This window comes from Mesoplasma tabanidae, assembly GCF_002804025.1.
Classification (GTDB): Bacteria; Bacillota_I; Bacilli_A; order Mycoplasmatales; family Mycoplasmataceae; genus Mesoplasma; species Mesoplasma tabanidae.
Map to the genome: position 1 here is coordinate 308217 of NZ_CP024969.1, position 13929 is coordinate 322145.

The 13929-nt window shown below is 24.7% G+C and carries 12 protein-coding genes; all 12 read left to right on the forward strand.

Going from position 1 to position 13929, the window contains the following annotated elements; genetic code table 4:
- Positions 1-2: 2 nt before the first annotated feature.
- A complete protein-coding gene (locus MTABA_RS01430; RefSeq protein ID WP_100679424.1) occupies positions 3-548 on the forward strand; it encodes a DJ-1 family glyoxalase III in 546 nt (181 codons plus the stop codon).
- 36 nt (positions 549-584) lie between these two features.
- Positions 585-2408 (forward strand): cysteine peptidase family C39 domain-containing protein, encoded by a 1824-nt coding sequence (locus tag MTABA_RS01435; protein ID WP_167373320.1) that lies wholly within the window; start codon positions 585-587, stop codon positions 2406-2408.
- 31 nt (positions 2409-2439) lie between these two features.
- Positions 2440-2949, forward strand: coding sequence for an rRNA maturation RNase YbeY (ybeY, locus tag MTABA_RS01440; RefSeq protein ID WP_100679426.1), 510 nt, complete (start codon positions 2440-2442; stop codon positions 2947-2949).
- Positions 2942-3847: a GTPase Era gene (gene era / locus MTABA_RS01445; RefSeq protein WP_100679427.1), complete on the forward strand. Its 906-nt coding sequence runs from the start codon at positions 2942-2944 to the stop codon at positions 3845-3847. Before ybeY ends, era begins: the two co-directional genes overlap by 8 nt.
- Entirely contained in the window at positions 3847-4650 is an 804-nt protein-coding gene (recO, locus tag MTABA_RS01450) for a DNA repair protein RecO (RefSeq protein ID WP_100679428.1), read from the forward strand. Before era ends, recO begins: the two co-directional genes overlap by 1 nt.
- Positions 4651-4740: 90 nt before the next feature.
- Positions 4741-6096: a glycine--tRNA ligase gene (locus MTABA_RS01455; RefSeq protein WP_100679429.1), complete on the forward strand. Its 1356-nt coding sequence runs from the start codon at positions 4741-4743 to the stop codon at positions 6094-6096.
- 20 nt (positions 6097-6116) lie between these two features.
- Complete coding sequence (dnaG, locus tag MTABA_RS01460) at positions 6117-7994, forward strand: DNA primase (RefSeq protein ID WP_100679430.1); 1878 nt, start codon at positions 6117-6119, stop codon at positions 7992-7994.
- A gap of 15 nt (positions 7995-8009) precedes the next feature.
- On the forward strand, positions 8010-9425 hold the full coding sequence (locus MTABA_RS01465) for a sigma-70 family RNA polymerase sigma factor (protein WP_100679431.1): 1416 nt from the start codon (positions 8010-8012) through the stop codon (positions 9423-9425).
- A 1-nt stretch (position 9426) separates the two neighbouring features.
- On the forward strand, positions 9427-10116 hold the full coding sequence (locus MTABA_RS01470; protein WP_100679432.1) for a tRNA (adenine(22)-N(1))-methyltransferase: 690 nt from the start codon (positions 9427-9429) through the stop codon (positions 10114-10116).
- Positions 10094-10870, forward strand: a complete 777-nt coding sequence (locus MTABA_RS01475; RefSeq protein ID WP_100679433.1) for a Nif3-like dinuclear metal center hexameric protein — start codon at positions 10094-10096, stop codon at positions 10868-10870. The genes MTABA_RS01470 and MTABA_RS01475 overlap by 23 nt, the downstream gene beginning before the upstream one ends.
- Positions 10860-12242, forward strand: coding sequence for a DEAD/DEAH box helicase (locus tag MTABA_RS01480; protein WP_100679434.1), 1383 nt, complete (start codon positions 10860-10862; stop codon positions 12240-12242). Before MTABA_RS01475 ends, MTABA_RS01480 begins: the two co-directional genes overlap by 11 nt.
- A 90-nt stretch (positions 12243-12332) precedes the next feature.
- Positions 12333-13877 (forward strand): YitT family ABC transporter, encoded by a 1545-nt coding sequence (locus tag MTABA_RS01485; protein ID WP_100679435.1) that lies wholly within the window; start codon positions 12333-12335, stop codon positions 13875-13877.
- Positions 13878-13929 lie beyond the last annotated feature (52 nt).

A 13929-nucleotide genomic window follows, 5' to 3' on the forward strand; every position in this document is an offset into this window, starting at 1 on the left:
TTATGAAAAAAGTAGCAATAATTTTGCATAAGAATTTTGAAGAATCAGAGGCTATAGTAACAATTGATATTTTGAGAAGATCAAATATTGAAGTTGATATTTATAATATTGATAACTCTGATTTTCAGGAAGGTTCTCATAATATAATTGTTAAAACAGATTTTAAAATGAAAAATTTAAAAGTTAATGAGTATGATGGAATAATTATTCCAGGTGGACCAGGAGTTAATGATTTATTTGACGACCAAGAATTATTAAATTTAATAAAAGAATTTAATAAAGAACAAAAAATGGTAAGCGCAATTTGTGCTGCTCCACAAATCTTAGGACAAGCTGGTATTATTAATGATGTAAAAATTGTAAAATTTCCTTCATCAAATAAATACTTAGAAAAAGCTATTATTAGAGAAGAAAGCAGTTTAATTGATGGGAATATAATAACTGGGACTAGCATTGGTACAGTTGTTCCGTTTGCTTTAAATATTATTGAATACCTTCAAGGCAAAGAACAAAAAGAAAAAATTAAACAACAACTTGTAATAATTTAACAAAATTACCTTACTTATATAGTGAGGTGATTTTTTTTGAAGTTAGTTAAACAAACATCATATCAAGATTGTGGTGCAGCTTGCATAGCAATGATGATAAATCACTTTTACAAATACGAAATTGATCTTCAACAAATTAAATTTTACTTATCAATTAATGATGATGAAATTAGTTTTTATGACATTATTGATTTAGCTAGTAATTTTTATTTAAAAGGCGATGCTTTCAGGATTGAACAAGATTTTTTAGAACTTAGAAATAAAACACCTTTTTTAGCACAAGTTGTTAATTCTGATGGTTTATTACATTTTGTAATTATAAAAGAAATATTGCAAGATGATTTAGTAATTTATGACCCTAGTAAAGAGAAAAAACAAAAGCAATCTTTAACAGATTTTTTAATTACTTTTAACAATAATGTAATTACATTTAAACCAAATATAAAAAAGTTTAATACAGATTTTAAATTTAATTTCAAAAGAGCAATTAATATATTTGGATTTGATTTTATACTTTATCTATTAATAAGTCTAATTTCGACTTTTTTATTTATTATAGATACTCAGTTTTTGCAAATGTATTCAAATTCTCTTAATAAAAATGAACAAGATTTTTTAATCTATTTATTTCCTGTAATTTTGTTAGTTTTAAATATTTTGTTTAAAAATATTTCAATGCGAATATTAAATAACGAGTTTAAAAAAAGAAAGCAAAAATTATTAGCAAAAATGCTCAAACTAATTGAAACAAAACATATGTCTGATCTTTTTTATCTTTATCAAGAAATAAATTGAGTTTCTAAGTATGAAAATTACAGTCTTAAAAGTAGTTTTGCATCAATTATTTCAGAGGCGATCAGTTTATTATTTATATATTTTATTGCTAAAGAAATATTTTTATTAATTCTTATAGCTGATATTTTATATATTGTAATTAATACATGGATAAATCAAATTGCAACTAAGGAAATATCTAATTCAGATAGAGAATGATTTATGTTTTTAAATAACATTGATTATATTAAAAATACTGGTAATGAATGTCAAGCATTTGATGAAGTCTTAAAACTTAATCAAAAAGAAGAAAGTAACACAGTGAATAATAATTTTATTGAATTTTGAGATAAATTAAGTTTAATATTTGTTTATATTATTAGCTGAATGCTATTAAGGCAAGGAAATTTGAATTTTTCATTGTTCTTTATAATTTTATTATTAAAAAGTTTTAGCAAAGCAAATATTTATAATGTTGGTCAAACTATTTTAGGTTTTAACAAATATAGAATATCTATTATTAAGTTCGAAAAAATATTCATTGATACTAAACTAATAAAATTTGATGAAAAAATAACTAATATTAAAATTTTATTAAATAACGAAAAAAGAACAATTGAATTTAAAAATAAATTAAATATTGAAAAAACAAATATTGATCTAGCAAATATAAATAAAACAAAAAGTGATATAAACATTGAGGTATATATAAACAATAAAAATATAAATAATTTAAGAGGATCAGACATACGCAAGCAAATGTATTATGCAAAAGACCAAAAGATAAACTTTGGAACTATCTATCAAAATATTGCAATTAAAAAAGCAAGTAAAATAAATGTATTTAACATCAAAGAAATAAAAGACATTTTAGATAGACATTTCATTAAGATAACAAAACTTGTTAAACCTGAAACTTATACTCAAATTGAAAAAGAAATTATAAAGTTATTGAGTATTTTTTATATTGATAAAAAAGTTATATTAATAAAAAATGATTTTCAAATATTAACTTTTGATGAAATAATTTTAGTTTTATCTATCTTTACCAAATTAAATGATGATAAATTTGTAATTTTATCTTAAAATTAATATATTAAAGTTAAAAGGAATAAGAATGGTAAATATTGATTTTATAAATGAGACTAAATTAAAAGTAAAAAAATGAGAAAAATTAGCTGAGGAAATAATAAGTTCAGGCATTAAATATTTAAACATAGAAAATAAAATAAATTTATCTATAACTTTTTTAGACAGTGAACCCGCTCAAAAAATAAATCAAGAATATCGAAATCACTCATATATTCCTGACGTAACATCATTTCCTGTAGAAATGTCGCCACAAGAAATAAAAGCTCTTGGCTATCAAGAAATTGGTGATATATTCATTTGTATAGAAGAAGCTGAAAGAAAAAGCATAAAATATCAACATACGCTTAAAGAGGAAATGGGATTTTTATTTACTCATGGTTTTTTGCATTTATTAGGTTATGACCATGAAACAAATGAAAATGAGGAAGAAGAGATGTTTTTTATTCAAGATGAGATACTAAAATTGAACAAAATAAATTACACAATAAAATTTACAGAAGAAGATTATAAAGAGATAGAGGACAAACATGAGTAAAATTAAATCAGGATTTATATCAATAGTGGGAAGACCAAATGTGGGGAAATCAACTTTATTAAATAAAATTATTGGTCATAAGATTTCAATAGTCACAAATAAAGCCCAAACCACAAGAAATAATATTAGAGGTATTTTGACAGAAGAAAAATATCAATTAATTTTTGTTGATACTCCTGGTATTCATACTTCAAAAAACCAAATTGACAGGTTTATGAATTCAAGTGCAATGAGAAGCATGAAGGAAGTTGACGTAGTTGTTTTTATGGCACCAGCTGATGAAACAATTGGTAAAAATGATTTATTTATTTTAAATGAGTTATCTAAAAAGTCTGATATCAAAAAAATTCTTGTAATTTCAAAAGCGGATGTAGTAAGTAAAGAAAAATTATTTTTAAAAGCTACTGAATGAAACACGTATGAACAAATTTTTGATGAAATCATAATTACTTCATCTACTGAAAACATTAATATTGACAAATTAATTGAAACTATTGTTAATTTTTTACCTGAAACTGGACATTATTTTTATGATGAAGATTCAATAACTGATCAACCCAATCGTTTTGCAATCAGAGAAATTATTAGAGAAAGTGTGCTTTTAAAGGCAGGGCAAGAAGTCCCACATTCAGTTGCTATATTAGTTGATGAGCTTGAAGAAACAGAAGATGAAATTAATATTGTAGCTTCAATTATTGTTGAAAGAAAATCACAAAAAGGAATTATTATAGGTCATCAAGGTAAAAAAATTAGTGATATTAAATACAAATCAAGAAAACAAATAAGAGAACTTTTTGAAAAAGAAGTAAATCTTGAACTATTTGTGAAAGTTCAAGAAAACTGAAGAAATTCTGCAAGTTTAATTAAAAAGATGGGATATGACAAGGATAAATACTAATGAGTGAAGTTAAAATAAGAGCTATTGTTTTAGATTCTTTTAATTATGAAGAGAATGATAAAATAATTACAGTTTATTCTAATGAATTTGGTAAACTTAGCTTTATTGCGCTTGGAGCAAACAAACCTTCAAGTAAAAATAATTATTCACTTAATTTATTTTCAGAAGCTGATTTTGAGATATTTAAATCAAGAAAAATTCAATCTATATCAAAATTAAAAACTGGAACTTTAGTAAGAGATAACTTTAAAATTGCAAAATCTTATAATAACTATTTATTTGCAAGTATTATATCTTCAGTTATTCTTCAAGAAGAACTTTTTTATAATAAAGATTCAAAGTGATTTGATATGCTAAGAGAATCTATAAAAAATATTAATGATGAAATTAATCCTTTTTCATCTATGGTTTGATTTTTGTTTTATTCTTTAAAAAATTTTGGAGGTAATTGAGAATTAAAAAAATGTTATAGATGTAACAAACCAAGCAAAATTTACAGAAAATTTGATCTTAAGGATTTTGGTTTTGTTTGTCCCAATTGCATTAATGAAAATGAAGAAGAACAAGATTTTGAATTTATTAAGTATTTGCAAAGAATGGATAATAATACATTTTTTACTATTCAAAAATTTTCAATAAATGTTTCATATGAAATAATCTTGTCGAAGTTAATTTTAGGATATTATATAAACGAATTAGGAGTTTATTCTTACCCAATAAAAGAGATTTTAAAGAAAGAAGTATATAGAGAAGATACGTTTTGAGAGTACACTTATAAAGTGTTGACAAACAATAGTATTTAAATGTAAAATAATTTATAATTGAAATAGTTTAATGTCAGCCAATTGCTGACTTTTGTTATTTTTATATATAGACAATAAGGGAGAAAATATATGGAAAAATTAATTGCCCATTTAAAATCTCAAGGATTTATTTTTCAGGGATCAGAAATTTATGGAGGACTAGCTAACTCATGAGATTATGGTCCCTTAGGAGTAGAAGTTAAAAATAAATTAAAACAAGCATGATGAAACCATTTTGTTAGAAAAAATTCATTAAATATAGGTTTAGATAGCTCAATTATTTTAAATTCAAATGTTTGAAAAGCTAGCGGTCATATTGATGGTTTTAATGACCCATTAATAGATTGTAAAAAATGTAACAGTAGATGAAGAGCAGATAAATTAATTGAAGAATTTAATTCAGAAATTAACGCTGGAGTAATGACTGAAAAACAAATGGAAGAATTCATAAAAGAGCAAAATATCAAATGTCCTAAATGTCAAGCATGTGATTTTACACAAATAAGAAAGTTTGCGTTAATGTTTAAAACTAATCAAGGCGTACTTGAAGATGAATCATCAACTGTTTATTTAAGACCTGAAACAGCACAAGGTATTTTTATTAACTTTAAAAATGCTCAAAGATCTTTACGAAAAAAATTGCCATTTGGAATTGGTCAAATTGGTAAATCGTTTAGAAATGAAATAACACCTGGTAACTTTATTTTTAGAACTCGTGAATTTGAACAAATGGAATTAGAGTTTTTCTTTAATCCTTCTGATGAAAAAGACTGATTTGCATATTGACTAAATGAAGTTGAGGTATTTTTACAACAAAAAGTAAAAATTAGTAAAGATAATTACAGAGTTAGAAATCATGAACAAGATGAATTAGCTCATTATTCAACAGCAACAAGTGATATAGAATTTAAGTTTCCGTTTGGTTGAGGTGAACTTTGAGGTGTAGCTCATAGAGGGGATTTTGATTTAAATGCTCATCAAGAAACTTCCAAACAAGATTTAACTTATTTAGACCCAACAACTAATCAAAAGATATTGCCGCACGTAATCGAACCAAGTGTTGGTGTTGAAAGAATGATGTTAGCTATTTTATGACAAGCTTACCATGAAGAAGATTTAGGTGAAGGGAATTCACGTATAGTGATGAAATTGCCATATAACTTAGCTCCATATCAAATAGCTGTTATGCCATTACAAAAACAGCAAAATGAACAAGCTCAGGTTTTATATTCAGAGCTATTAAATAATTTTGATGTTACATATGATGAAACTGGTAATGTTGGAAAAAGATATAGAAGACAGGATGCAATTGGTACACCTTTTGTAATAACTGTTGACTTTGATACTCCAGAAACAAATTCAGTTACAGTAAGAGAAAGAGATTCAATGGAGCAAGTACGTATTAACTTAAACGAACTTGAAAGATATTTAAAATCTAAATTTTAATTTTGAAGGGAAGTGATACCATGTTAATACCAAAAGAAGTAATTGATGATATTATTCAGAAATCTGATATAGTTTCTATTGTTAGTGAAAGGGTATTACTTTCAAAAAAAGGAAGAAATTTTTGAGGTTTGTGTCCTTTTCATCAAGATCAAAATGCTTCTATGTCAGTTTCTCCTGAGAAGAAGTTCTTTAAATGTTTTTCATGTCAAGTTTCAGGAACTGTTTTAGATTTTATTAAAGATTTTGACAATATAAGTTTTCAAGAAGCAGTTAAAAAATTAGCAAGTTTATTAAACTATGACTTATCTAAGTTTGAAAGTAGCGTGCCTTTAAAACAAAATCATGAAGCGATTATTTTTAAACTTAATGAAGAAGCAATAGCATTTTTCAAATTAAACTTAAGGTCAAATGAGGCTAAAACTGCTGTTAAGTATTTACACTCAAGAGATATTACAAATGATGATATACAGTTCTTTGAAATTGGTTATTTACCAAAAACAAATAGTTTAGTCGACCATTTAATAAGCAAAGGCTATAATATATCTGATATTGTTGACGCAGGTTTAGGAACTTATAATGAAGAACGTCAAAAAATGTATGACATTTTTGCTGATAGAATATTATTTCCAATAAGAAATGAGAATAAAGAGTTAATTGGTTTTAGCGGAAGAATCATGGAATCTGATTCAGATAGACCTAAATATTTGAATACCAAAGAAACAAAAATTTTTTCAAAGAGAAAAATAGCATATAACTTTAGCGAAGCAATTAAAACTGCGCGGATTAAAAAAGAGTTAATTGTTTTAGAAGGATATATGGATGTTATAAGTTTACATAAAAATGGAATTGATAATACAATAGCTTTAATGGGAACTGCACTTTCTCAATATCATGTAAATTTATTTAAAAGCATTAAGGGAACTGTAAAAATGTTTTTAGATGGAGATGAGCCTGGAATAAAAGGCAATATTGAAGCATCGCAAACATTAATTTCAAATAATCAGAAAGTTATGGTTGTTAATAATCCAACTAATAACGATCCAGATGAACTAATTAAACAAGGAAGAAAAGCTGAAATAGAAAAAATGATTAATGAAGCTTTAAATCCTCTTCAATACATAATTTCAAAAAGATGACCCAAAGTTAACTCAAATGATTTTAATTCTGTAGAAGAATTTATGAAAGAAATATGTTCATTTGTTTTGAAATGTAATAATAATATATTATATGAAACTTCAATTGATGAACTTGAAAAAATTACAGGTTTATCTAAAGAAGCAATTATTAATTTTTATAAAAAAATATTAAAACATCAAATATCAAATAGTTTTAATAACAGAAGAGAAGTTATACAACAAAACTTTGAAGATAAAGCAATAGTAAAAACTGAAGCTAGTACAAGTTTTAATGTATTAGCTTCATTAAAAGCATATGAGTTAGCCGAAAAAACCATATTATATGATTTGATAAAATCTAACAAGAATTTAGATTTAGTGAAAGAAAAAATTAGAGAAGTTAAATTTCCACACAAGGAGTTTGGTAGAATTATATCTAAAATTATTAATTCTTACGAAGAAAATATTAATTACAATGAATCTGAAATTAAAGAAATTTTAACTAATACCTGTTCTGCAGAAATTATAGAAGAAATAAAACAATATGAAACAGATCCATTAATGTTAAGAATAAAACAAAATATAAATACTTATAAGTTAATTGAAAATTCATTTGAAAAACTGAAAATGTATTCTAATGAGAAAAAAATAATTGAAATTAAAGAAATGCTTAAAGCAGAAAATTTAAGTAAAAGTGATCGTGATAATTTAATGGACATCTTATCTGAAAGAATTAAAAAAAGAGAAGAATGATTAAAAAATTTTAACGATAAAAGTAACTAATGAAAGAGGTACAACATGAAAAAATATATGGATAAAAAAGAGATAGCAAAAATTAAAACAATTGAAGATTTTTATGAATCAACTGTTGAATATGCAAAGCATAATAATAATGAAATAACATCAGAAGAAGTTCAAATGAGTTTTAGCAAAATTTTTGCAAATGCAACTGATAATGAATATGAGAAATTATTAGAAGATTTACAAGCAAAAGGAATACAATTTACAGACCTAGAAGATATTGATTTAGATGAAGAAATTGATTTAGATGAAGATGCCGAAGAAGATATAGAAGTTACAGATGATGATGCATATGCTAATGAATTAATTGGTGAAAGAAAAGGTCCAGGAAGAAGACCAAAAGACTCAGGAACAACTAAATATAGAGTAGGTTCAATTTCAAATGAGACTAAAATTCAAGATTTAATTAAAACTTATTTTTCAACAATTGGACAAACAAAAATCTTAACTAAGGATCAAGAAATAGTTTATGCAAAATTAGCAAATTCAGAAGATCTTGAAGAAAGAAAAGAAGGAAGAGATATGTTAATCACTTCTAACTTAAAATTAGTTATTTCAGTAGCTAGAAAACATTTAAATAGAGGGTTAGACTTTGCTGATTTAATTGAAGAAGGAAATATTGGTTTAATTAAAGCTGTTGATAAATTTGACTATGAAAAGGGTTTTAAATTCTCAACTTACGCTACTTGATGAATTCGTCAAGCAATTACAAGAGCTATTGCTGATCAAGCAAGAACAATTAGAATACCTGTGCATATGGTTGAAACAATTAACAAACTTTCAAGAATTGAAAGACAACTAACACAAGAATTAGGTAGAGAACCTTCATCAAAAGAAGTAGCTGAAAGAATGGGTGGAGACATGACACCTGAAAAAGTAGTTGAAATTAAAAAAATTGCTGTTGAACCTGTTAGTTTAGAAAAACCATTTGGTGATGAAGATGACACTCACTTTGGGGACTTTGTAGAAGATAAAGATATGATTTCTCCAACTGATTTTACTGAAAAAGAAATCTTAAGAGAAGTAATTGATAAAGTGTTTGAAGATATGCCAGCTAGAGAAGAAAAAGTTATTCGTATGAGATATGGGATAGTTCCAACAAAAGTTAGAACATTAATTAGATTGGCTGAAGAATGTAATGATGAAACTGCTGGTGAATTAGCTAAAGCAATTAAAAAATTAGACATTCATTTAGAAACACCAGTTGAAAAAATTAGAACTGTTGATAGTAAAATAATTCAAGATCATTTATTAAAATATGAAGCATCAAAAACTTTAGAAGAAGTTGGAAAAGAATTAAATGTTACAAGAGAACGAATTAGACAAATTGAAGCAAAAACAATAAGAAAATTAAAACAACCAACTAATACTAATAAATCAGGTAAAGTTTTAAAAGAATTTTATAAAGGTTAATATGTTAACAAAAAGACTAAGAACAATTGCTGATTTAATTGATTGTTGCAATGTTGTTGCAGATATTGGTACTGATCATGCATATTTACCAATTACCTTAGTTAAAGAAAAAAGAACTAAGTTCGCTTATGCAGTTGATGTTAATAAAGAACCTTTAAGTTGAGCTAAGAAAAACATTAAACAATATAATTATAATGAGAAAATACAAACTATTCTAAGCAATGGTTTGGATTTTGTTTTTAGTGAAAATATTGAAAAAATTGATGTTGTTTCAATTTGCGGTTTGGGCAGTACAACAATCCTTGAAATTATTAAAAAGGATAATGAAAAGATTGATAAATATATTATTTGTTCTAATACAGAAATTAGTAGCATTAGAAATTGAGTGTTAAATAAAAATTATTCAATAAGTTTTGAAGATTATATAGTTGATAGTCAAAAAGGATATTGAGTCGTTGTTATTGAAAAAAATCATAATAATTTGGTTAATAAAAAAGATATTTTATTCGGAAACAAAACTTTTTTTCAAAATAATAAACAAATAAATACATATTATGAAAATGAAATTAAAAAGTATGAAAAAATACTAAGTAAAATAGATGAAGTAAAACATTATGATTCATATAATGATATTAAAAATAGAATTGCAGAAATTAGAGGATACTTAAATGAAATTATTAAAATTAATTAAATATTTAGATAAAAAGTTTCCCTCTAGTAAAGCATATGAATGAGATAATGTTGGAATTCAAAAATTTAACAAAAAGGTTATAGACTTTGACAAAGAAATTTCTAATGTTTTAATCACATTAGATTTAAATAAAATGTCTGTTGATAAAATTAAAAATCATAAAATAGATTTTATCATTACCAGACATCCTTTCATGTTTAATGAAATACATAAGGAAAAAGAAAATCCTTTTAAAAAAGAACTTATTAAATTTTTAACAAAAGAAAATATATATGTATTTTCAATTCATACAAATTATGATATTTGTGGATATAATGCTTTTGTAAATCAATTAGAAAAAAAGTTTAATGTAAAGAAAGCTAAATTCCCTTTGTTGCATAAAGAATTTTTAGAAGTAAATTTAAATAAGGAAATAACATCAAATGAATTAATTGAAAACCTGAAAAATATTTTTAATACAAAAACACTACAAATAAATTCGAATAATCAATTTAAGACTTCTAAATTTTCAATTAATCAAGGAAGTGGAGCCAGTTCAATAATTTCACAGCAAATTAAAGATTCTATATTTATAACAGGTGAAGCTAAATGAAGTGATTGAATTTATGCCAATGATAACAATGTCCTACTTATTGTTGTTGGGCATTATATGGAAAATTACTTTATTCATGATATTGAAGAAAGACTATTAAATAATTTTAAGGATTTAAAAATAGAGAAAGTAGATATAAAGGAACAATACTATGTCAAATAATAATGAAAGAAAATTTAGTGATTTTGGTTTTAAGAAATACATTAATGACACATTAAAAGAAATAAACTTTGAAATACCAACAAGAATACAAGCAGAAATAATACCACTAATAAAAAAACATCAAAATGTTATTGCTCTTTCTCATACTGGAACAGGAAAAACACATGCGTTTTTGCTACCCATTTTAAATAACTTAAAATTTGATCAAGATAAACAAAATGTACAAGCTTTGATAATTGCTCCAACAAGAGAATTGGCCAAGCAAATCTATGATAATGTTAGACCATTTACAAAAAATGAAACTCAGCTTAAAGTAGATTTATTTATTGGTGGAGAAGATATCAATAAACAAGTTGAGTCATTAAGTAAAAGACAACCAACAATTACTGTGGGAACTCCAACAAGAATTAAGGAATTATATGAACAAAATCATCTTAAAGCGACAACATCAGATTACATCATAATTGATGAATGTGATATGATTTTTGACTTAGGATTTATTGAAGATGTTGACTTTGTTGTTTCAAAAGCAAAACAAAATGTCAATTTGTCAATGTTTAGTGCAACCATCCCTGAACAATTAAGACCTTTTGTTACTAAATATGCAAGAAATGCTCATTTTATTGATGTAACTGAAAAAAATGTATCAAGTAAAAATATTAAACATGTTTTAATTGATACAAAGAATAAAGAAATTGAACCTGTTTTAACAAACATTTTAAATTCAATTAATCCGTATTTATGTTTAATTTTTTCTAACCATAAAGATGACATTCCAAAATATGTAAAATTAATTAGAGAAATAACAGGTCAAAATGTTGGTGAATTGCATGGTGATTTACAACCAAGAACTAGAATGAACATGTTAAAGAAAATAAAAAATAACGAGTTTAAATTTGTTGTAGCAACCGATGTTGCTGCAAGAGGCGTTGACATTATAGGAGTTAGCCATGTTATTTCAATTGATTTGCCAACAGATCTTTCATATTACATTCATAGAAGTGGAAGAACCGGAAGAAGTAAAATGACTGGTGAAAGTTATGTTTTATATAATGTTAAAAATCAAGAAAAAATTGAATCACTTGAAAAAATAGGAATTGAATTTACTCGCTTAAGAATGGACAACAATGAGCTTATTGAGATTAGAAGTAAAAATAAGAAAAAGGCAAAGCATTATGAAGACTTAGATACTGATTCAAAAAAAGTTATTGCTAAATATAGTAATCAAAAAGTTAAACCTGGATATAAGAAAAAAAGAAAAAGAGAACTTGATGAAATAACAAGAAAAAAACGCCGTGAACATATTAAGAAAAGCATTGATAAAATAAAAAAAGAAAAATATAGAAAACGTCGTGAAGAATTATTTGATTAATATTTAAAAAAGTGGATAAATCCGCTTTTTATTTTTTTAATTTTTAGTATTATTAAAAATAGAATTAATTACATATAAGGAAAAGTAGGTATGGCAAGAAAAAAAAGAATAAAAATTTATTCGTCAAATGGTAAAAAAGCATTACTACTTTCTCCCGAGGAAATCTTAATAATAAAAAATGATCCCAGTTATGAAAAAAACTATGAAGCTGAGTTTAATAAAGGGAAGCAAGCCTTTGAAGTACGTAACTATTACGCAATAGGTTTTTGAAATGATCTTTTATATGTTCTAATTGGTGCTTTTCTTTCAACAATAGCAATTGATTATTTCATTTCCATAACAGGTAATGCTGGTCTTTTCCCAGGAGGATTGGGAGCTATTGCTCGTTTCTTCTCTATTATTGGAGCAAATAATATTACAGTATCTGCAAGTACTCTTTATTTTATAATTTATTTTATTATGAATATTCCTTTAGTAATTTTTGGGTTCATAAAGATTGGTTGAAAATTTTCAACTTTAACATTAATTTACTCTATTGTTTCAATTTTTTTTGACCTTATATTACAAAACATTCCTTATATTAATCCTAATGAGTTAAGTTTACTAATTGATTACAATTTAATAAGTACACTTCCTGGAGCATGAGGAGCAATTATTTGAATTTTTGCATTCGCAATTTTTGGTGGAATGATTAATGGATTTAGTTATTCAATAACATATAAAGGAAATGCATCAACTGGTGGAAGTGATTGAATAACTTATTATTATTCAAAAAAATTAAATAAAGATATTGGTTCTTTAAATATTAAAATTAATATTTTTATTTTATTTATAGTTATTTGTTTAAATACAATTATTTTAAAAACTGAAGATATTGATCAAACAATTAAATTAAGTGCTGTTTATAATGAATATGATAATTGAAATTCATTAATAAGTTCTGATTTGGGTATGAAGTTAGATAATATATTTAGTGCGACTGACAAAAATAGTTCAGATTTATTTAAAAGTTGAGATATGTTAAAAAATGGAAACTGAAATAATGAAGATTGATTCAATATTTCAAAATATGTGTCAGCTACAAATGAATTTGATTCAACTTATACAACATCGCTTATTTTAAAAATGAAATTTAAATGAATCATAGGTCCAAGTTTATTTGCTTCTTTAATATTAATTATTATTCAAGGATTAACAGTTAATAAACTTTATCCAAAAAACAAAGTTTTAAACTTGTTTATTTCAACAACTAAAATTAATGACATCCAACAATACTTATTTAGTGTTGGATATACTAACAACATTTTTATTTGAAGAACAGTAACTTCTAAGAAAAATGCATGAAATGATCAAGAACAAGATTTAATTATGATTTCAATGCCATTGTTATACTTTAAAAAAATTGAAGATTACTTATTAAAAATTGATGAAGATATGATTATTAACATTATTGGCAGCAATTCTGTTAAAGGTAAGAACTTTAGTTATACTTTTGATAATGAATTACGTGATAAAGCATTGACAGAAGAATTCTTGAATAATGGTAAATTAATGAAAAAGATTGAAAGTAACACTATCATTAAAACACATAAGAAATTGAAAAAAAATGGTGATAATATACAAAATGAGGTATAATCTTTTATAGATTATACTTTTTATTTTAAGTATTAACTTTTCAGACAAGGAG